We start from the raw sequence: 19,923 nt of genomic DNA, 5'->3' as shown, positions 1-19,923 counted from the left end.
CCCCGGCACGGCCCCGGCTCGTCCACCCGGGCATGAAGCCCCGAACCGCGCTGCTCACCGCCGTGCTCACCGCTCTGGCGGCCGTCCTCCTCACCGCGGGCTGCTCGTCCGCGGTCCCCGGACGTCCGTCCGCCGACCCGCCGCCGGAGCTCACCGCCCCGGCCGGCCAGGTCGTCTTCCAGGTCACGGCGGCCGGCGGGTACGTGCCGAGCGACTACCGCACGGCCTCCCGTCCCGCGGTGACCGTCTACGGCGACGGCCGGGCGTTCGTGCTCGACCCGACGCCGCGTCGTTCGTGGTCCGGGCAGCCGGTGCAGCTGCAGCGCGGCACCGTCGACCGGGCCGCGCTGCGCGACCTCGTCGCGGACGCGCACCGGTCCGGCCTGTTCGACGACGTCGACTTCGGAGACCCGCGCATCACCGATCTGGGGACCACCGCCGTCACCTTCAGGCCCGGAGCGGCGCCGGCCGCGAAAGCGTCCGCCTACGCCCTCGGCTACGAGGACGACGACGTGACCGGCCTGGACGACCGGCAGCGCTTGCTGCGTGCCGAACTGCGGCGTTTCATCGGACGGCTGCAGGACGGTGTCACCGGGGCGACGGCGTGGCGCCCGGACCGTGTCGACGTCCGGGTGGCGGAGGGTGAACCGGACGGCAGTCCGCGCCCCTGGCCGGGACCGGATCTGTCGCGGGTGCTCGGCAACGTCCGGACGAACGGTGGTCCCGTGTGCGGCGTGCTCACCGGCGACGACGCGGGGCGTGTGTTCACCGCCGCGCGCGACTCCGGCGACATCACGTGGACGGACGGGGCGCGGACGGTGGCCCTCGTCGTGCGCGCGTTGCTGCCGGGCGAGCCCGCCTGTGGTTGATCAGTCTGCCGGTGCCGCGCGGTGCGACGTGATCACCACGTGCGCGAAGCGCAGCTTGTCGAGCACGGCGGGTGGGAGCACGAACGGGTAGAGATCGTCCTTGCCCATGCTGCGGTTCAGCGCGTTCAGCACGAGCTGCAGGGCACGCCACTGACGCGCGAGCTCGTCGAAGGTGTCGGGGTCCTCGACGGGCTCGACGTCGAGCGCGGCGTCCCACGCGAGGGACAGTTGGAGATCAGGACCCTCGAGGTGCACCCCCCACGCGGCCGCGGTCTGGGTGGTGTCGCGGATGTGCAGGTAGTGGGCGAAGGTCTCGGCCCAGTCCTCCCACGGGTGCGCCGCCGCGTAGTGGCTGACGTGCGACCCGACCCAGTCGGTGGTGTCGGTGCCACGCCCGTAGTGCTGCTCGAGCGACTGCGCATAGTCGGCGCGCTCGTCGCCGAACAGGTCGCGGAACCGGTCGAGGTAGGGCGAATCGTCGACCAGCACCTGCCAGTACCAGTGACCGATCTCGTGCCGCAGGTGGCCGAGCATCGTGCGGTAGGGCTCGGCGAGTTTCACCCGCATCGCCTCGCGGTGCGGGTCGTCGCCCTCGGCGAGGTCGATGGTGACGACCCCGTCCGCGTGTCCGGTGATGACGGGCTGGTGCTGGCTCGAGACGAGGTCGAACGTCAGCCCGCGGTCGGGGTCGTCCGATCGTGGTGTTGTCGGCAGCTCGAGGTGGTCCAGCTGGTGGACGAGGTACCGCTTGGCCTGCTCGGTGCGGACGAACTGCGGGAACCCGGTGGTGTCCGAGTCGTCGGGACGCATCCGGGTGAGCCAGCACGATCCGCAGTAGCCGTTGCGTCCGTCCTCGGCGATCCAGTTGCAGCCGATAAGGTCGTGGTTGCGGCAGCGGACGTGATCGCGGGCGTCGACCAGGAGGGCCGACGCCCGCTCGTAGGCCAGGGGCGTGTGACAGGTCAGGCAGGTGTCGTTGTCGAAGAAGACGAGGCTGGAGCAGACGGGACAGGCGAAAGCGCGCACCGCCTACCTATGCCCGTCGCGCGGCCGCCTTACGCGCTTCTGCGCCCTGCGCCGCATCGGCGTCGACCGGCAGGTCGGCGGCCTTGACGGCGTTGCGTCCGACGAGCTGCTGGCTGGTGGTCGTGCGCTGCCCGCGGCCGCGTCCGATGAAGCTGACGGCCCAGTGCAACACGGTTGTGACGCGGTTCTTGAAGCCGACGAGGTAGAGCACGTGCACGCCGAGCCAGAGCACCCAGGCGATGAAGCCGCCGAAGCGGAACTTGCCGACGTTGGCCACGGCCTTGAAGCGGCTGATGGTGGCCATCGAGCCCTTGTCGAAGTAGTGGAACTCCTTGTCGCGGGCGCGACCGCGCAGGCCCTTGACGATCTGCTGGGCGGCGAACTTGCCCTGCTGCATCGCGACCTGCGCGACGCCGGGGTAGTTCTTCAGCGACATCATGTCGCCGACGACGAACACCTCGGGGTGGCCGGGCAGCGTGCAGTCGAGGTTGACCTTGATGCGGTTGCCGCGGTCCATCGCGGCGCCGGACTGGTCGGCCAGCTTGTTGGCCAGATCCGAGCCCTGCACGCCGGCAGCCCACACGACCGTGCGGGTGGGGATGCGGGTGCGGGCGCCGCTCTTGTCCTCGACGGTGATGCTGCGCTCGTCGATCTCGACGACCTTCTCGTCGAGCCACACGTCGACGCCGAGCTTCTCCAGCTGCTTGGCCGCGCCGTTGGACAGGCGGCTGCCGAAGTTGCCCAGGACGCTGTCGAGCGCGTCGACGAGGATGATCCTGGACTTGCGCGGGTCGATGCCGCGGAAGTCGTTCTTGAGGGTGCGGCGGCTCAGCTCGCTGATCTGGCCGGCCATCTCGACGCCGGTGGCGCCGGCGCCGACGACGACGAACGTCTGCCACTCCTCGCGGACCTTGTCGTCCTGCTCGAGCTCGGCGAACTCGAACGCCGAGAGGATGCGGCCGCGCAGCTCGAGGGCGTCGTCGATGGACTTCAGGCCCGGCGCGTAGGTCTCGAAGTCGTCGTTGCCGAAGTAGCTGGTCTTGGCGCCGGCGGCGACGATCAGCGAGTCGTAGGAGGTGACGCGGGCCTCGCCACCGGCCTCGGACGTCACGGTCCGGGCCTCGAGGTCGATGTCGGTGACGTCGCCCAGCAGCGTGCGGACGTTCTTGTGGTTCTTGAGGATCTCGCGGGTGGCCGGGGCGATCTCGCCCTCGGACAGGATGCCGGTCGCCACTTGGTACAGCAACGGCTGGAAGAGGTGGTGGGTCGAGCGGCTGATCAGCGTGACGTCGACGTTGGCCCGCTTCAGCTTCTTCGCCGCGAACAGGCCGCCGAAGCCGGAGCCGACGATCACGACGTGGTGGCGTCGGGAGATCGTGCTGGTCATGGTGTGGTGCCGCCTTCCTGTGGACTACACCGCCAGGGTCCCCGTCCCGGTGGAAACGCTATCGCCGGTGTGAGCGCCCTTATGCCGGAAATCCCGGGCGGACGGTGGGTACGTCACTGAGCATGACGCTCGACGGACTCGCCGCATTCCGTGCCGAACGGATCGCCGCCGGAGGCACCGACATCGCCGTGCGGACGGCCGGTTCCGGCCCGCCCGTCGTGCTGTTGCACGGGTACCCGCAGACGCATGTGATGTGGCACCACGTCGCGCCGGCGCTGGCCGAGACGCACACGGTGGTACTGCCCGACCTGCGCGGGTACGGCGACTCGGCCAAGCCCGGGGGCGGCGAACGGCACGAGGCGTACGCCAAGCGCACGATGGCCGCCGACATTGCCGTGGTGATGACGGCCCTCGGTCACGACCGGTTCGCGGTCGTGGGCCACGACCGCGGCGCCCGCGTCGCGCACCGGCTGTGCCTCGACCACCCCGACCGGGTGACCCGGGCGGCCGTCCTCGACATCGTCCCGACGCGCCACGTCTACGCCACCGCCGACCGGGCTCTCGGGCTGGCGTACTACCACTGGTTCTTCCTGGCCCAGCCGTACGACCACCCGGAGCGCCTCATCGGCGCCGACCCGGAACGCTGGGTCACCCACCACCTCGCGTCCTGGTCGCGGGTGCCCGACGCGTTCGACCCGCTCGCGGTCTCGGAGTACGTGCGCGCCTTCTCCGACCCCGACGCGATCCGCGCGAGCTGCGAGGACTACCGCGCCGGCGCGGACATCGATATCGAGCACGACGACCAGAGCTACGAGCTCGGCGAGCGGGTGCGCTGCCCGCTGCTCGTGCTGTGGGGTGCGGACGGGTTCGTCGGACGGAACTACGACGTGCTCGGCGTCTGGAGCGAGTACGCGCTCGAGGTCGGTGGTCAGGCGCTCGACTGCGGCCACTTCGTGCCCGAGGAGCGACCCGCCGAGACCCTCGCGGCGCTGCAACGGTTCCTGGCCTGACCGTCCCAGAAGGCTGCTGACGTCCCAGCAGTCACGTCCGTCCCGCGGTTGTCCACAGCTGCGTCACTTCGGGATGCGTCGGTTCGCTTCGCTGTCTAACCTGTCCATCCGGACAATTCGGACCGCGCAGGTGGGGGAGCGGTGACGGCGACGGCTCAGTCGATCCTGGAGCACGAGGTACGTGAACTCGTGCGCCGGCGTGGCATCGACCCCATCGCCGAACCCGACACCGTCGCGCGGCTGGTCGACGAGGTGGTCGGCGACTACCAGGACCGGTCGATCAGCTCGGCGATGCCCCCCATGGGCGATGCGGCGGCCGCGTCACGGATGGTGCTCGACGCCGTTGCCGGGTTCGGGCCGCTGCAGCCGCTGCTCGACGACCCCACCGTCGAGGAGATCTGGATCAACGAGCCCGGGCGGGTGTTCGTCGCCCGCCACGGCCGTTCCGAGCTCACCATGCTGATCCTCACCGCCGACCAGGTGTCCGAACTCGTCGAGCGGATGCTGCGGCCGACCGGGCGGCGCATCGACCTCAGCACGCCGTTCGTCGACGCGATGCTGCCGGACGGTTCCCGGTTGCACGTCGTCATCCCGAACATCACCCGCCGGCACATGGCGGTGAACATCCGCAAGTTCGCCGTCGGCCTGCGCTCGCTCGACGAGCTCGTGCGGACGGGCTCGCTCACCGACCACGCCGCCCGCTTCCTCGACGCGTCCGTCGCGGCGGGCCTGAACGTCCTCGTCGCGGGCGGCACCCAAGCCGGTACATTCCAGTAGATTGGACGGGTGACCGACCAGAAACGCAGAGCCGTCGTTTACGCTCGGCTGTCCGTCTCCCAGGACGAGTCCGTGTCGATCGACCGTCAGATCGAGGCGTGCTCCAAGTACGCGGACGCCCGAGGCTGGGAGGTCGTGGCCGTCCGGAAGGACGACGGGGTCAGCGCCACCCACAACAGGCCCGAGGACCGCGCGGGCTGGGGCGAGGTGCTCTCGCTCGACGCCCCCTACGACGTGGTGATCGTGTGGAAGTTGGACAGGTTGGCCCGCAGGATCACCGACTTCTGGCGCGCTGTAGAGGCGCTCGAGGAGCGTGGAACCGCAGTCGCGGTTGTGACGGAGAACTTCGACCTAACGACGTCGATCGGCAAGATCGTGGCCGGCGTGCTGGCGGGATTTGCTCAGATGGAAGCCGAAGCCATTTCGGCGCGCGTGGCCGGTGCTCGTGACCACTTGATCCGAAACGGTCGGGTGGTCGGCGGGACGGTCCCGTACGGTTACGCGAAGGCGGCGAACCCGTCCGGCAAGGGCTTCGTGCTTGTGCAGGACGAAGCGACCATCGGGTACGTGCGGGAGGCGGCGGAGCGGGCGCTGCGGCGTGAAACGGTCTACTCGATCAAGCAGTGGCTGTCGGCGGAGGCACCCCTCCCGACGAAGTCGCAGGCAACCCGGAAGCGTGAGGGCTGGGCCTACTCGACGGTCGAGCGGATGCTGCGTAACCCGATCCTCGCCGGGATGATCGCTCACAACCCCGACAACCGGACGAAGGTCCGGGGCGCCGAGGTGCTGCGGGACGAGCAGGGCCTCCCAGTCGTGTACAAGGACCTGGCGGTGATCACGACGGACGAGCGGCGCAGGCTGCTCGCCCTCCTGGACGACGAAGGCGACCGTCCGCAGCGCCGGCCACGGGCCGGGCGGGGGACGACCTCGCCGCTGCTCAGCCGCCTTGTTTCCTGCGGCGAGTGCGATAGGACGATGCACCGGGGCACCTCGGCGGGTCGTCCGGCCGTCATGTGCCCGGAGTGCTACCAGACGATCTCGACGGACCAGCTGACGGCGCACATTGAGGCGCGGCTGCTGGCGGAGCGCGGCGACGAGCTGGCGGTGGACGCAACCGTGACGGCAACAGACAACTCGGCGGCACTGGCCGACCTGGAGGAGGCCATCGCGGACGTGTCGGCGAAGCTGACCCGGGATGACGCGGACGTGCCGAAGCTGGTCGAGCAGCTCGCGGGTCTCAAGGAACTGCGCGCCCGAGCCCGCGACGACCAGCCGAAGGTTAGGCACTACGAGGTCCACGAGTCGCCGGTGCGGGACGAGTGGGCGGCGGCGACGTCGGACGAGGAGCGGAGGACGGTCCTGCTGAGCCAGCTCAGCTCGCTGCGCATCGTGCGAGGGAAGGTCGGCCGGTACCTCGACCCCGCACGGGTGGTGATCGAGTGGCGTCCGTCGAACCTGGCCGGCGACGCTATGGCCGAGCTGTTCAGCAACATGCAACCGGGCGACACGTACTCGACCAACGCGCGATAGGCGCTGCCGGTGGCGCTGAGTGCGCCGTGCGGCACAGATCCAATGACCTGTTTCGTTGCGCTTGCCGATTACGTGTGCGTAGCGTCTGTGATGCGTTGAGCGGCACGCCCGAGAGGTACGGCTGACGCATCCGTCGGAAGTGTCCGACCGTCGAATCGTCGTTTGAGCGAACTCGCTTTTATAGCTGTCAAGCAGCCTCCGGCCTCGCGTCCGGTCCCTAGTGGTCAAGAGGTGAACACGCGACCAGCTCCGGTGACCCGCGCGGTCGTCGGGCTGGGCCGGGAATGACCGGACCAGCCGTGTCGGACCACAACGTCGCGGCGAGCCTACGAACCCCTCGCTGACACGGAGCGCCCAGCGAGGAGCGCCAGACACCCTTACGGGTCGGCAATGGTCGAGCGACCGCGAGTCGTGGGCATGGCCGCGCTGCACGGGAGCAGCGCCCCGTGGTGCAGGAGAGCCTGCCGACGGCAGACGCCGGAGCGACGCCCGAGACCGCGAGGTCTCGTTGGGCCGAACTCCGGCAGGGGCGGGAAGAACACGGAAACCACGACGGGGAACGGACGTACGTGAGACATGAGCACGCGACGAGGTACCCGCACGGGTGGAAACACGGGTTCTGTCGAGTACAGCCCGGCGAAGCTGCGCGCGATGCACGCCACGATGCGCCGCGCTGATGAGAGATGGGCGGCGAAGGCGGGTCCAGTCACGGTCCGTATGGTCCAGTCGCCGGACGGCACGAAACGTGCGAGGCAGCGGAGCCGCTAAAGCCTCTTGACAGGCGGAGACCAGGTTAGGCGCCGGCTGGGCGACCTGTCGGTGAGGGTCGAGATCGGCGTGCAGGCGATGACGAGGAGTCCGGGGACGCTGTCTCGCCTCGAGGCGGTGGAGATACAGGCGCAGCCGATCCTGCGCCGCCGTCGCCCGGACCGCCGCAGGGCGTCGTGATCCGTCGCTCCGCTCGCCTGACCTCTCGCAACGCAATGACGTATCCGATCACCTGCAACAGCAGGGACACGGTCGCGATCTTGGATAAAACGCTGAACAGCACGATCAGACGGTCTCGTTTATACATCAGCGCGTCGAGGCTGCCCGCGAAAACAGCGGCACCGAACAGGATCGGGAGCGCCGAGGTGACGAAGGCGATCGCGTGCGGCGACAGACGTGGCAGAATCCTCCACTTCATCCCGTTGAAGAAGCGCGGGCTCGTTCCGGCCAGGTCGACGTACCGCCGCATCACCTCGCCGGTCTGTGAGAACGCGACGACGCTGGCGACCAGCAGCACCGGGCCTGCCGTGCCGGTGACCACCCAGAACGCCTCGTGAAACTCCTTCTCCGCCATCCCGTCCCTCCTCAAAGCGGACCGTACCGGCAATGTCCGACGGTTCGGGGGGCACCGCGTGAGGCCGGGCCCGGATGGCGTCGAGACGCTATTGAATGAGGGTCTTGGTCGCGGAGACCATGCATTCAAGGATCTCCTGCTGGTTCGTAATGCGCGTCGCCGTCTTCCATGAGCCCGGAGCGAAGGCTCGGGTCAGCACCCAGCGCCCGGACGACTTCCTGACGACTTCGAGGACGCCAGTCGACACGCGGACCGAGAGGTCGTCGGCGACGCCGAGGAAGTTCAGCTCCGTCTGCGTGTTGTCTTCCGTCGGCAAAATGACGCGGACCATCACCCACTCGGTGTCCTCCACGGCCGCGACGCTACGCCGTCGGCATCTGGGCGCCGGAACCTAACGGCTGACCTCGAACCGCCGCCTTGGCGCTATCTTGCGCGACTCGGTGGCACAGCACCTCGTGTTCGCCGTCCGCCGGCAGGGGAAGGCCCACTTGACAGCGGCAACGCGAACTGTTTTACTTCCCCGCCATCCGGCTTGGAGCGCAATAAAGCTCGGTCGAGGGGCAGGGAATGCCGGCGCGTGCGCCAACCCAACATTGCGGCGATGGGTTGGAGGTACGGATGGGCTTGTCGGACCACGAGCTCGACGCGGCGGCGCGCAGCGCCGAGCGGCGCCGAGCAGCGAAACAGGAGCTGGCCGACGGTTTTACCGCGGGTACCGGCATGCGACGCCTGCGCGTTGAATTGCCTGATCCTGCGGGGCCAGCGCCAGCGCCCGGCCCGCCCGATAGGTGGGACGACCTCGACGTACTTCAGCGGCGCTGGAACAGTCGCGGCGTAGATGCGGACGCGGCGGCCATCGCCTTCGCGATCATCCGCCACGTGACGGCGCCGGGTCAGAAGCACGCGCTTGCGCGGCCGAAGCACGGCAACCGGGTTGATCTCACGGCCGGTGAGCTCACGGAAAACGAGTTGGTTCCGGCGATCGTGAAGCAGCTCAGCCTCACCAAGTCCGCTACGCACGCCTTCCCCCGGGAACTCGTCGCAGACGTCGCGCAGGGCATGGCCGGGCTCTCCCGTGACCAGGACTGGTTTGCGCATCGCTGGCTGGAGTACCGCATCTTCCGTCCCACGGGTGCGGAAGAACCTTGGACCATCTACCGGGCGTCGTCCGCCTACCTCTCGGCGGACCTCGACCTCGACGCGCGTTGGCAGCTGGACGAATCAGTTGCGCCGAGGTCGGAGTTGCCCCCGATCCAGCCCGCGAGACAGCGTCCGTCCGACTGGGGCGATGCGCTGATGGAGGCGCACATCCGGAAGCTGTGTGACGGCGACGAGGTGAGTCGAGAACTCGCAGAGGAGCTCGGGGCGCTCGCCTACGACGTTCACTCGAGGTACGACGATGCGTGGGCGCGCGCTCTCGAACGCATCGAATCACTGCCCACCGGGCAACAACAGCTCGCGCGGGAGCGACTGGCCAAAGTCGACGAGCAATGGCACACGCGAATTCGCCTTCGCGAGGACGCGTACTGGCGAGGTTGGCGCCAGGAACGCCTCATCCAGCGGTCTAACGCGGTCCTCGGATCCATCTCGGAGGACCTCCCCGCGAACCTCCCGGAGCAGACGGACTCGGTGGCAAGCCTGCTCGATTTGCTCGACGATGAATGAGGCTGCCGCGACACGTACTCGACGTACTGATCTGATCGACGGTTGTCGCTGTAGCTGCTTCGCGCGCCAGCTTGCTTGCGCTCAGGGAGGGCCGCTGTTCGTCGGCGAGTGAGCGATTGAGCCTCACCGGCGCACCCGCCTGGTTGCGCGGCCATCGCCGGTTGCGAGCGGCATCACAGATCACCGAGGCCAGCGATCTAAGACGTCGAGGCGTAACGCATCGTCACGAATTGACGCTCGGGCGTGGCCAAGCGCGAGGCTTTGTGCCGTGCCCTGGGCCGGCGCCCGTCAGCGTCGACGTGAGGTGGACGCGGTTGCGTGTGCTTGCCGGCGCTGCCACCGCCAGATCTCGTGATCGAGCGTGGTCGGAGTGGTTCCGAGTTCTGCGGCGGCGGCCGTTACCAGGGAGATCATCTTTTCTCTGGGCACCTGGTTCCGGTTCTTCGAGTAGCCGAGTGCAGTTGTTACGAACCGCGCAATCATTCGATCTGGCTTGACGCCAGGAACTCCGGCCAGCATCAGCAGGTAGTGCCAGGTGATCCCAGTCTGCTGTCCTACGACGTCGGCCCAGTTTGCGAAGACCTGTGCGTCTTTGCCCTCTGCCACGGCGGCGCGAAGGTCGGCGGTGCCGAAGATGCCCGCATCTCGAAAGGCCGCCGCCTCCTGCCGGATCGCCTCTGCCTTGTACGGTGCGCCTGGCCGCGGCGGCGTTCGGTTCCGCGTGCCGATTCGCTCGATCCAGCCCTCGACACCGAGGTTCTGGAAGGTCGACAGCAGTTCAGGGGACCCGTCCGTATCTGCGTCCCCACCTTCAGCAGCTCGAAAAGATCGGTAGCGGCCGATCACTGATTCGACTGTGGCGTACTTGACGCCTGGCGATTGCACCGCGTCGACGATGCAGAGCGCAAGACTGTCTCGATAGCCTTTCGGCGACCGCATGTCATCTGGATTGGGCAGCACCTCCAGGCAGCGCTCAACGAGCAACTGCACCTGGGACGCGTCTACGTCGCTCGGCACCAGATCCCCAATCGCGTCGGCCTACGAACCGCGCCGATCCTTCCACTTGCGGACGAGATACTTGGAGAAGGCATCGTTCGGCTCGCTGAAGTCGACGACGTAGATCCGAGCGGAGGCCGCCTGCCGCCTGGGAGTGGGCTTGGTGCGAGCGTTGAAGCTGAAGCAAGCATCGAACTTGCGATCGCGCTCGATGTCGAGTCGCTTAGCGCTGACATCCGCGCCGCGCGCTTGGACATCTCCGAGCTCTCCTCGGTTCACGGGCTGGGCGGATGGCGTGGCCTTACAGTCCATCGTCAGAAGCGGCGAAGCGAAACCCTTCGCGATGAGCTGTTGACTTAGCGGCACGTCGTCTGTTCTGCGCTCTGCGAAGCTTGCCTTCACGTGTACGACGCCGAAGGCCTCCTGCCTTCCCTCGTGCTCGCCCACCACGAGCACGTCAGCCTTATCGGCTCCCGCAACGTCGATTACGCCCATCTCTTCGAGCAGCCGCCGCTTGCGTTCTGGCTTAGGCATCTCCAGGTGGATGCCGTGTGTAGCTAGGTGCTCGTTGTAGTGCTGCAGGATGACAGCTTCGAGCGCCCAGCCGCTCGTACGCTTCCAGCTCTGCGCTAAATCCAGGCCAAGGTCGGACGCCCGATGGTTGTATGGGTCCTGGTAGGCGTGGCTCACCAGGAAGTACCAGAGGTCGGAAGGGTTGAGGTCGGGCCAGAGCTCGACGGCCTTCAGGAAGCACTCGACAACCGCGTTGCGCTTCTCGCCAACGGCAAGGCCGTTGCGAAGCAGGAGGACGATCTCGTTCATCTGATCGAGTGAGGCGTTCTCCAGAAGAACCTCTGAGTTGAACGTGCCCATCGGGAACTGAATCAGCAGATCGTTCCCCATCTCGACCGCCGACATGTAGCGGTCGATGGTGACGTTGTCATCGCCGATGTCGAACCCTGCGAAAAGGCTGGCGAGGTCGCTGCCGTACGCGTGTACAACAGCCGCAAGGGTGTTCAGCGTCGGCTCGACTTCGCCTTGCTCGATCTGCCGGATCCAGCCCGGTCCGACCACTAACGCTTGTTCGGCTTGCTCGAGAGACATGCCGGCAGCCATTCGGAGGTCACGTAGCTTGCGGCACAACGCGCGTAGACCTGGGTGCATCCCGGGAGGGTATGACCTTCGACTCGAGTCAGCGAGCCGCAGGTTCGAGGCGTGTCTGGCCCCGCGGGCTGCGCAGGAGTGGCTACTGTGTCGACAAGTGTCGGCACGTTCGAGTAGAAGAGGCACCGTGTACAGCGACACCGTCGGCCCGTTCCCGTTGAACCAGGTGACCCAGGGCGACGCCCGGAAACTGATTTTGGATCTTCCGGATGAGAGCGTCGATGTGTTGGTTACCTCGCCGCCGTACTGGGGTCAGCGTCTGTCAGAGGGTACCGGGGTCGAGGATGATCCTCGGCAGTACGTTGTGGAGCTGCGTGAGCTCTTCCGCGCCTTCTTACCCAAGCTGAAGCCTCAAGGGCTTGTGTGGATCAACATCGGGGACGCGTACAACACTCCCGTGAACTGGAGGGCTTCTGATCACTCCTACAGCACCCTGGGCCCTGATGCCTCAGGCCTGTCGCCGGAGAACTCTGCCTATGTGAAGCCGCGCTACAAGCGCAGGGCCTTCATCGATCGTGCTGATCCCTTCCTTCAGTACGGCAACCTGCTGGCACTCCCGTATCGGCTAGTGATCGGGATGCAGGACGACAGCTGGCTCTTCCGGGGGGAGGTCAACTGGAAGAAGCGGAACCCGATGCCGGAGGGTCGGTGCCGCCGGCCGCACCGTCAGCACGAATCTATCTATCTGTTCGCGAAGGACGAGCGACACTCTTTCCGGACTTCTCCCCCGGTCGGGTCCGTCTGGGAGTTCGCAAACGAGAAGATCGACGGCCTGGCTCACTACTCCAGGTTCCCGGAGGAGTTGCCGCGCCGTTGCCTCGACGCGTACGGCAAAGCGGGTGAAGGCGTAGTCGTCTTCGACCCGTTCAGCGGATCGGGGACAACCGGCGTAGCTGCTCGCAGGCTGGGCATGTCATACATCGGCTTCGAGATAGACCCGGATCAAGCCAACGCTTCTAACGTGCGGCTTGCAGCTGCGACTGCGACTGCGACTGCGACGGCCGAGCGTCGCTTCCAGACCGCTGAGCCAGTCAAGACGAGGCCAAAGACGGACACCGCCGCGATCCGAGCGTGGGCCGCGGAGCGGGGCATAGAAGTACCTGCACGAGGAAGAATCTCCGATACGATCCGTCGGCAGTTCTTGGCTGAACGATAGGCCAGGGACGGCCGGTGGAAGCACACCGACAGGTCTTGGCGAAGATGGCCGGACTGCCGGCTGTCGCGCCGGTCCACCTAAGAGCGGAATTTGGTCCTTCGAACGTGGGTGCCGGAGGCGCGCCCCAGTGGCTCGCGCCGCCGATCCCAGGTCAGGTTTCGCAGACCGAGTTTTCGTTGCGGTCGAACAGATCTGACACGCCGACGCCCAGCGCTGCGGCAAGAGGCCAGAGCACTGAGATACCCACCTCACGCTCGGCGCGCTCGATGTAACCCACCACGGTGCGATGCAGGCCGGCGTCGTGTGCCAATGCCTCCTGCGTGAGCTCGCGCCTCCGTCGCAGCGCCCGGACTCGCAGCCCGAATTCCCGAAGGTGCTTCGAGGCAGCTGCGTCTCGTGCTGCTGCCGCCACGGCCTGACGCTATGAAGCTCATGCGCAGCTATCGACTGCGGATCCGCAGCAATTCGCTTAGGGTTTCGCGGACGGACCTCGGGAGGGGATCACGGTGCGGCTGCGAGCTGTAATGGTGATGGCGGTTGTGGCGGTGTCTGGATCTGCATGCGGCAGCACCGCGACATCCAGTCGGGGAACGAGCGCCCCGCCTGGGCGTCCGACCGGTGCTATGTCGTCTCTAGCGACAACGCCGACCAGCGGGACGCCTACTAGCGGCGGCGCAGCGTGCGGGCCCCTGGGTGCTATCGGAACCCCGCGTAAGCTCGGCCAGCCATTTGAGAACGGAGGTTTCCGCGTCACCGTCCATCGCTTCGCGTCCGCCAAGACTCTGTCCGGATCCGGCGATGCCACGGGAACGATCCCGGACGCGAGGGCCGAGAACGGCAAGTTCGTTGTCGTGTTCATGACGATCGAGAACGTGTCGCCGGCGCCGGTCAGCTACACCGGCGACAACGAGTTGTTCGATGAGTGCGCGCGCCGGTACCGAGAGTCGAGCGAAGATCAGCGGGACGATGACCCGGCGGACGGCGGCGTATCGATCGTGCGTTACGACGACGATCTACAACCCGGCGAGAGCCGGACTGGCTACATCGCCTTCGACGTACCGGCCACGGTCAAACCCGCATTCGTGTTTGTCCAGGCCCGAAGCGCGGGTTACGACCATCAGGCATCTGATCTGACGCCGGTCGAGTTGCGCTAGGTCCGTTGGCGCTCTTGCGAGAACGAGCCCGATACTGGACCCGTGTCAGACCCGTTGACGCGGCTTGAGCGCGAGGCGTTGGCCGAGGTGCTGGGCGCATTACGCGCCAGCATCGCTGCTGGGGAGCTGCAAGCCGGAGCCACGATGACAGCCATGATCATGGGTGCAGAGGTCGCAGTGAGCGTCGCTGCCGGCGAAACCACAGCAGCCCTGGCGAAACCGGACTCGTAACGCGACCCTTGGCGTGACCAAGATGTAACGAGGGGCCGACGGTGCGCCGCTCGGAGGTGCTTCTCCGGGGCGCTACCAGTGAGTCCGTCGAGGCAGGCTGGTCGTGAATCGCAGAGGTCGCACTCGGTGCATGCTGCCGTTCGGTCGGCAGCGAGTCCGTTGATGCTGTGCAATGGGAACGTCGCCGAACGACGAGGGGTCGGCAGGACCCTTCGTCCCTTCGCGACGAATGAGCGTCCAAATCGTCGTAGCGCTGTGACACCCTGCAGCCATGTCTCGTCCGCGCCCGAACAGGACTCTGGAACGGCGAATCTATTTTTTTCGCCTCATGGCCGGCCTCGACGACGGTGGGCAGCCGCTGCCGTTCGATCCCGAACCGCTGGTGAGCGCCTTGGACGCGCTGCCGTTCGAACCTTCCACTCGGGGTGGCCGCAAGATGCGAACGGGCTCCGGGGAGGCATTGTGCGCCTGGGTCGAAGCCCCACTGCTGAGCTCGAAAGCGTCGCACGTGCTGGCGTTTTCCCGGCTCCGAAGCGACGCTGTTCCGCTCGCTGAACTAAGTGGTCGGCGCACTCCCGTCAGCATCCCGAGCGACGGAACGCTGTGCGAGACATCGCACGTCGCTTTCTATCCAGGCAACGTGCTCGGCGTCGAGTTCAATTTCTTCGGGCCTCGGGTGACACGTTTGGGCGACTACCTACGCGGTGTTCTCAGACTCGGCGATACTCCGTTCGAGGCCGAGCAGATTCTCCGCTCCGACGTTGCAGACCAGCTGGACGCGGATCGCGGGTTACGAGTTCTGGACTTGTCGATTCGTCCTTCCTACGCCGAGACCGTGCGCCAAGCTGATGACTCGCTGGCCGCCGCCTTCGCCGCGATGGCTGCGGCGGGTCAGCCCGCGCAGGTCGGAGTCGTGCTGAAGGCAGAGCCCCGTAAGCGATCTGCGACGTTGGGCGAGGGGCTGCTCACTACTGCGCGCGCCATCGCGCGCCTCCCGGGCCTGCGACAGAACGCAGAGCGGTACAAGGTGAAATCGATCAACAGCCAAGGCCGCGTCCATGAGCTCGACATGCTCCAGGACGCCTTTGTCCGCTCGGAGCAGGTAACCGTGCTTGACTCGCGATCGCGAGCTGTCGACCGCTCGTCAGCCCTCGGCGCGATCGAGAAGGCCTTCACCGAGCTCACCGAACTAGGAGCGCTGGAGGCCGCATCCGTGCAAGCCATACGGGATCCCCATGGCCCAACCTGACGCAGTCGGCAGCAAGCCCGGGGGCACGCCGGCGGCGCCAAAGCGTTCCGCATGGCCTTGGGCTCACGTTGCGATTGCCGCTGTCGGGGCCGTTGCCTTCTACGCCTTGGCGTTCCGCAGCGGCCAACAGGCAGCGACATTTGCCTTCCTCGACGAACGACGCACAGGTCTGTACACGAGCGCAGTTGCATTGAGCGGAACGGTCCTGGGGTTCAGCCTCGCGAGCCTCACGTTCGCGTTCACGCTCATCGACAGTCCTCGCCTGGTGGTCATCAGAGATGCCGGATGGTTGCGCCCGCTCTACGACGTCTTCGTCGGCGCCCTGACCGCCTTTTCGATCATGCTGATAGCCGCGGTGGCCGCCCTGCTCTTTGATCGCGACGGTCATCCGAACCGCCTACTCACCGCGCTGCTGGTGGGGTCCGGTCTCTTGGGCTTGCTGCGCTTGCTCCGGCTGCTCACTGTGCTCAGTTCGCTCGTCCGTACGCTCGTGACACAGGGCGGGATAAAGTAAACGACCCTTTAGTATATGATTTGCAGGTGTCCAGCAGGGGAAAGCCAGGCGTCCGCACCGAAGGCATCGTGGGCTATCTACGCGTCTCAACCGACGAGCAGGCCGTATCGGGGCTTGGGCTCGCGGCGCAACGAAAGGCCATTGAGCTGGATGCAAATCAGCGAGGCCTGCCAGTGCTGCAGTGGCGTGAGGACCCAGGCGTCTCCGGGAAGACGCTGAAGCGTCCCGGTCTCGACGCGGCCCTCGACGACCTGGCCTCAGGACGGGCAAGTGTTCTCATGGTCGCCAAACTCGATCGGTTGAGTCGCAGCGTCCACGACGCCACCGGCTTGCTGCTGCGCGCGGACAAGCAGGGCTGGTCCCTCGTTGCACTCGACGCCCAGATTGACACCAGCACGCCTCAGGGCGGGGCACTCGTCCAGATCCTCGCAGTGTTCGGCGAACTCGAACGCAGACTCATCGGTCAGCGCACGAAAGACGCGCTGGCCGTCAAGCGGGCGCAGGGCGTGCGGCTCGGCCGGCCCCGCGTGGTCGGTGAGGACGTCGCGGAGCGGATCAGAGAACTGCGGGCGGCTGGAGCAACCTGGGCAGCGATCGCGAAGGCGCTCAACGCCGACGGCGTCCCGACGGCCCGCGGCCGCGAGTGGTACCCGGCGAGCGTGCGGCTCATTGCTCAGCGCGACGACAGGCGGTGAGTTCTGACCAAAGACCCGCGTTGGCCGCCGCCGACTAGCGACTTCGGCCTGCTCGCGGAAGCCCTCCGCGCGTTGTCCAGCTTGCGGGCGGGCTACCTGTTGGCCAAGGTCGTCGCCCCCGGGGGTGAGGTGCTCCAGCCCGGCGCCTGGGTGATGACACCAACGACCGGTTCGGAGGTGGCCCAGACAGGCTGGTACTTGGCTCAATGGGGCGACCTGCCGGCCATCGATCTTCTTTGGACGTATGCGGTCGGCGCGTGCTCGGTCGTTCCGCTAGGCACGGTGTCGATCGAGCGTCATGCTGTGATTCTCGGCGGCCCCAGAGTTACGGCCCGACTTTGGCGGCCTTCTTGACCTGACACTGGTCGATTCACTCCCGCAGGGGCCGAACCGGGGTAGCGCGTCAGAAAGTCCCGAATCCCTAACCCGGACCGCTTGCAAGTGACACCGAAGCTGGTGAACCCAGCAGCGGTCCCCAATTCTGCAGTCAATGTCCTGGATTGCAGCAGGTTGGACCCAGGCGGGCAAGACGACCATGCTCAACGCCCTGTGCGCGGCCATCCCCGCGCGCGAGCGCGTCGTGACCGTCGAGGAGGTGTTCGAGCTCAGCGTCCGCCGTCCCGACGTCGTCGCCATGCAGACGCGGCAGGCCAACCTCGAGGGCACCGGCGAGATCCCGCTGCGCCGCCTGGTCAAGGAAGCGCTGCGGATGCGTCCGTCGCGCCTCATCGTCGGCGAGGTGCGGCAGGAGGAGTGCCTCGACCTGCTCATAGCCCTGAACAGCGGCCTTCCCGGCATGTGCACGCTGCACGCCAACTCGGCGCGGGAGGCGCTGGTCAAGATGTGCACGCTGCCGCTGCTGGCGGGCGAGAACGTGTCGGCGGCGTTCGTGGTGCCCACGGTCGCGGCGAGCGTCGACCTGGTCGTGCACCTCGGTCTCGAGGCGTCCGGGCAGCGTCGGGTCCGTGAGATCGTCGGCGTGACCGGACGGGTCGAACGGGACGTCATCGAGACCACCGAGATCTTCACCTCCCGGCACGGCCGGCTCGAGCGGACGGACGGACACCCGCCGCACGCCGAGCGCTACGCGGCCGCCGGCATCGACGTCGCCGCGCTGCTCGGGCGCTCGGCGCAGGGCCGCTGAGATGGGTGCGCTCGTCGGCCTGCTCGGTGGCCTGGGACTGTTGCTGATCTGGCGCAGCGGTCCCCGCGCGCCGCAGCGCACCGGCTCCGGCCGTCCGGCCTGGAACGACCGTCGCCGCGACATGCTGCGGCAGGCGGGCATCGAGGGTGTCGGCCCGAATCAGCTCACGGCCACGCAGGCGCTCACCGGGCTGCTCGCGTTCGTGCTCGTGCTGGCACTCGTACGCACCGTCGCGGTCGCCACGTGCTTCGGCGTCTTCGGCGTGGCGTTGCCCGTGCTCGTGGTGCGCCGGCTGCGCAAGCGGCGGCAGGGCGTGCTGCGCGAGGTATGGCCCGAGGCCATCGACAACCTGGCGTCCGCCGTCCGCGCCGGCATGTCGCTGCCCGAGGGCCTGTCGGCGCTCGGCGTGCGTGGGCCTGCCGAGTTGCGTCCGGCCTTCGCCCGTTTCGCCGCGGCCTATCGTGCGACCGGGCGGTTCAACGACTGCCTCGATCAGCTCAAGGACGACCTGAGCGACCCCGTCGGCGACCGCGTGTGCGAGACCATGCGGGTGGCGCGCGAGGTGGGCGGCAGCGACCTGGGCACGGTGCTGCGCACGCTGTCCGAACTTTTGCGCGCAGACGCGCGAACCCGCGCGGAGCTCGAGACGCGCCAGGGTTGGGTGGTCAATGCCGCCCGGCTCGCCGTCGCCGCACCGTGGGCGGTGCTGCTGCTGCTCGGGACGCAGTCGCAGACGCTGCGGGCGTACGACTCGCCCGGCGGCAGCCTGCTGCTCGCGATCGGCGGCGCGGTCTGCGCCGCTGCGTACCGCATCATGCTGCACATCGGGAAGCTGCCCGAGGACCAGCGGGTGCTGCGATGACGTGGCTGCTGGGAGCGGGCCTGGGTCTTGTCCTCGCGATCGGCGTGATCATCGCCGTCCGCGCGACGCCGCCGATGCGCCCGGTGCGGCTCACCGACCGCATCGCGCCCTACCTGGGCGACACGCCACCGCCCTCGCGGTTGCTCGAACGTCCGTCGGCGACATCGGCGCCGTTCACGGTGATGCGGCGCCTGTTCGGACCCGTGCTCGGCGACGCCGTCGGGCTCGTCGACCGGACGGTCGGTGGTGCCGTGTCCGTCCGCCGTCGGCTGCGTGGGTTGGGCTCGGAGCTCACCGTCGAGGAGTTCCGGGTCGAGCAGGTCGTCTGGGGTGTCGTCGGCACCGCGGGCGCGGCCGGGCTCGTGGCGTTGGGCAGCTACGCGCGCGGAGGCGTCGACCCGTTCCTGGTCGCGCTCGCGGCCCTGGCCGGGCTCGTCGGAGGCGTGCTCGGCCGCGACTACTGGCTGACCCGACAGCTCGAACGCCGGGAGCAGGCGATGCTGTCGGAGTTCCCGGTCGTGGCCGACCTGCTCGCCCTCTCGGTGGTCGCCGGCGAGGCGCCGGTCGACGCGCTCGAGCGGGTGTGCCGCCTCACCGGTGGCGAACTGGCTCGCGACCTCGAGCGGGCGTTGTCGCGCGCCCGTGCCGGCACGCCCGTGGCCACCGCGCTGAGCGACCTCGCCGAGCAGACGACGCTCGAGTCGTTCTCGCGCTTCCTGCAGGGCGTGGTGGTCGCGATCGAGCGCGGCACCCCGCTCGCGGAGGTGCTGCGGGCCCAGGCGGTCGACGTCCGCGAGGTGGGCAAGCGTGCGTTGCTCGAGGCGGGCGGCCGCAAGGAGATCTCGATGATGGTGCCGGTCGTGTTCCTCGTCCTGCCCGTCACGGTGCTGTTCGCGTTGTTCCCGGGCCTGCTGACGCTCACGTCGCTGGCCCGGTAGTGGAGGAGGGGATCCGATGAAGGTGTTCACGGCCTGGCTGCTGGCCACACTCGCGCGATGGCGCACCGACCGCGAGCGCGGCGACGTGCCCGGCTGGGTGATGGTGACGGTGATGACCGCGATCCTCGTGGTGGCGATCCTCGGCATCTTCCAGCCGCAGGTGAAGGACGCGCTGTCCGGCATCATCGACTCGGTCTCGGGCTCCGGCAAGTAG

General features: G+C 67.7%; 21 protein-coding genes and 1 pseudogene. 15 read left to right on the top strand and 7 right to left on the bottom strand.

What is annotated here, in order from left to right:
- Nucleotides 1–32 precede the first annotated feature (32 nt).
- Entirely contained in the window at nucleotides 33–869 is an 837-nt protein-coding gene (locus ACYVP9_RS09060) for a hypothetical protein (protein WP_460604456.1), read from the top strand.
- Here the strand turns inward: ACYVP9_RS09060 and ACYVP9_RS09055 are convergent, their stop codons facing one another.
- A complete protein-coding gene (locus ACYVP9_RS09055) occupies nucleotides 870–1,895 on the bottom strand; it encodes a zinc-binding metallopeptidase family protein (protein ID WP_460604455.1) in 1,026 nt (341 codons plus the stop codon). It lies immediately after the preceding gene.
- Nucleotides 1,896–1,902: 7 nt separating this feature from the next.
- Nucleotides 1,903–3,282, bottom strand: a complete 1,380-nt coding sequence (locus ACYVP9_RS09050; RefSeq protein ID WP_460604454.1) for an NAD(P)/FAD-dependent oxidoreductase — start codon at nucleotides 3,280–3,282, stop codon at nucleotides 1,903–1,905.
- Between the two features lie 122 nt (nucleotides 3,283–3,404).
- Between ACYVP9_RS09050 and ACYVP9_RS09045 the strand changes: the two genes are divergently transcribed.
- From ACYVP9_RS09045 to ACYVP9_RS09035, 3 genes are all read left to right on the top strand, one after another.
- On the top strand, nucleotides 3,405–4,292 hold the full coding sequence (locus ACYVP9_RS09045; protein WP_460604453.1) for an alpha/beta fold hydrolase: 888 nt from the start codon (nucleotides 3,405–3,407) through the stop codon (nucleotides 4,290–4,292).
- 141 nt (nucleotides 4,293–4,433) lie between these two features.
- Nucleotides 4,434–5,069 (top strand): ATPase, T2SS/T4P/T4SS family, encoded by a 636-nt coding sequence (locus ACYVP9_RS09040; RefSeq protein ID WP_460604452.1) that lies wholly within the window; start codon nucleotides 4,434–4,436, stop codon nucleotides 5,067–5,069.
- A 9-nt stretch (nucleotides 5,070–5,078) separates the two neighbouring features.
- Nucleotides 5,079–6,599 carry a recombinase family protein gene (locus tag ACYVP9_RS09035; protein ID WP_460604451.1) on the top strand — a complete coding sequence of 507 codons (1,521 nt, stop codon included), beginning with the start codon at nucleotides 5,079–5,081 and terminating at the stop codon, nucleotides 6,597–6,599.
- 793 nt (nucleotides 6,600–7,392) lie between these two features.
- Here the strand turns inward: ACYVP9_RS09035 and ACYVP9_RS09030 are convergent.
- Both ACYVP9_RS09030 and ACYVP9_RS09025 read right to left on the bottom strand, forming a co-directional pair.
- Nucleotides 7,393–7,941, bottom strand: coding sequence for a hypothetical protein (locus ACYVP9_RS09030; protein WP_460604450.1), 549 nt, complete (start codon nucleotides 7,939–7,941; stop codon nucleotides 7,393–7,395).
- Nucleotides 7,942–8,029: 88 nt separating this feature from the next.
- Nucleotides 8,030–8,293, bottom strand: coding sequence for a hypothetical protein (locus ACYVP9_RS09025; RefSeq protein ID WP_460604449.1), 264 nt, complete (start codon nucleotides 8,291–8,293; stop codon nucleotides 8,030–8,032).
- 266 nt (nucleotides 8,294–8,559) lie between these two features.
- Between ACYVP9_RS09025 and ACYVP9_RS09020 the strand changes: the two genes are divergently transcribed.
- The gene (locus tag ACYVP9_RS09020) at nucleotides 8,560–9,606 is read left to right on the top strand and encodes a hypothetical protein (protein WP_460604448.1); all 1,047 of its coding nucleotides are present in this window, start codon (nucleotides 8,560–8,562) and stop codon (nucleotides 9,604–9,606) included.
- A gap of 288 nt (nucleotides 9,607–9,894) precedes the next feature.
- Here ACYVP9_RS09020 and ACYVP9_RS09015 read toward each other — a convergent pair whose 3' ends face one another.
- The gene (locus ACYVP9_RS09015) at nucleotides 9,895–10,596 is read right to left on the bottom strand and encodes a hypothetical protein (RefSeq protein WP_460604447.1); all 702 of its coding nucleotides are present in this window, start codon (nucleotides 10,594–10,596) and stop codon (nucleotides 9,895–9,897) included.
- 48 nt (nucleotides 10,597–10,644) lie between these two features.
- Complete coding sequence (locus tag ACYVP9_RS09010) at nucleotides 10,645–11,766, bottom strand: helix-turn-helix domain-containing protein (protein WP_460604446.1); 1,122 nt, start codon at nucleotides 11,764–11,766, stop codon at nucleotides 10,645–10,647.
- Nucleotides 11,767–11,893: 127 nt separating this feature from the next.
- On the opposite strand from ACYVP9_RS09010, the gene ACYVP9_RS09005 reads away from it, so the two are divergent.
- The gene (locus tag ACYVP9_RS09005; RefSeq protein ID WP_460604445.1) at nucleotides 11,894–12,922 is read left to right on the top strand and encodes a DNA-methyltransferase; all 1,029 of its coding nucleotides are present in this window, start codon (nucleotides 11,894–11,896) and stop codon (nucleotides 12,920–12,922) included.
- A 151-nt stretch (nucleotides 12,923–13,073) separates the two neighbouring features.
- On the opposite strand, the gene ACYVP9_RS09000 is transcribed toward ACYVP9_RS09005, so the two are convergent.
- Nucleotides 13,074–13,334 carry a helix-turn-helix domain-containing protein gene (locus ACYVP9_RS09000; protein WP_460604444.1) on the bottom strand — a complete coding sequence of 87 codons (261 nt, stop codon included), beginning with the start codon at nucleotides 13,332–13,334 and terminating at the stop codon, nucleotides 13,074–13,076.
- Nucleotides 13,335–13,446: 112 nt separating this feature from the next.
- Between ACYVP9_RS09000 and ACYVP9_RS08995 the strand changes: the two genes are divergently transcribed.
- The 9 genes and pseudogenes from ACYVP9_RS08995 to ACYVP9_RS08955 all read left to right on the top strand — a co-directional run bounded on the left by ACYVP9_RS08995 (nucleotide 13,447) and on the right by ACYVP9_RS08955 (nucleotide 19,923).
- On the top strand, nucleotides 13,447–14,076 hold the full coding sequence (locus ACYVP9_RS08995; RefSeq protein WP_460604443.1) for a DUF4352 domain-containing protein: 630 nt from the start codon (nucleotides 13,447–13,449) through the stop codon (nucleotides 14,074–14,076).
- A 42-nt stretch (nucleotides 14,077–14,118) separates the two neighbouring features.
- Nucleotides 14,119–14,307 (top strand): hypothetical protein, encoded by a 189-nt coding sequence (locus ACYVP9_RS08990; RefSeq protein WP_460604442.1) that lies wholly within the window; start codon nucleotides 14,119–14,121, stop codon nucleotides 14,305–14,307.
- A 328-nt stretch (nucleotides 14,308–14,635) separates the two neighbouring features.
- A complete protein-coding gene (locus ACYVP9_RS08985) occupies nucleotides 14,636–15,556 on the top strand; it encodes a hypothetical protein (RefSeq protein ID WP_460604441.1) in 921 nt (306 codons plus the stop codon).
- Nucleotides 15,543–16,070, top strand: coding sequence for a hypothetical protein (locus ACYVP9_RS08980; protein ID WP_460604440.1), 528 nt, complete (start codon nucleotides 15,543–15,545; stop codon nucleotides 16,068–16,070). The genes ACYVP9_RS08985 and ACYVP9_RS08980 overlap by 14 nt, the downstream gene beginning before the upstream one ends.
- 26 nt (nucleotides 16,071–16,096) lie before the next feature.
- Nucleotides 16,097–16,765 carry a recombinase family protein gene (locus ACYVP9_RS08975; protein ID WP_460604439.1) on the top strand — a complete coding sequence of 223 codons (669 nt, stop codon included), beginning with the start codon at nucleotides 16,097–16,099 and terminating at the stop codon, nucleotides 16,763–16,765.
- Nucleotides 16,766–17,264: 499 nt separating this feature from the next.
- Nucleotides 17,265–17,909, top strand: a pseudogene (locus ACYVP9_RS08970) (CpaF family protein); the annotation flags it as partial.
- Between the two features lies 1 nt (nucleotide 17,910).
- Nucleotides 17,911–18,771, top strand: coding sequence for a type II secretion system F family protein (locus tag ACYVP9_RS08965; protein ID WP_460604438.1), 861 nt, complete (start codon nucleotides 17,911–17,913; stop codon nucleotides 18,769–18,771).
- Nucleotides 18,768–19,709, top strand: a complete 942-nt coding sequence (locus ACYVP9_RS08960) for a type II secretion system F family protein (RefSeq protein WP_460604437.1) — start codon at nucleotides 18,768–18,770, stop codon at nucleotides 19,707–19,709. The genes ACYVP9_RS08965 and ACYVP9_RS08960 overlap by 4 nt, the downstream gene beginning before the upstream one ends.
- Before the next feature lie 16 nt (nucleotides 19,710–19,725).
- On the top strand, nucleotides 19,726–19,923 hold the full coding sequence (locus ACYVP9_RS08955) for a hypothetical protein (protein WP_460604436.1): 198 nt from the start codon (nucleotides 19,726–19,728) through the stop codon (nucleotides 19,921–19,923).

It is taken from the genome of Jatrophihabitans fulvus, from assembly GCF_054781375.1.
Note: the sequence above shows the minus strand (reverse complement) of the source record. Positions and strands in the feature narration are given on the sequence as shown.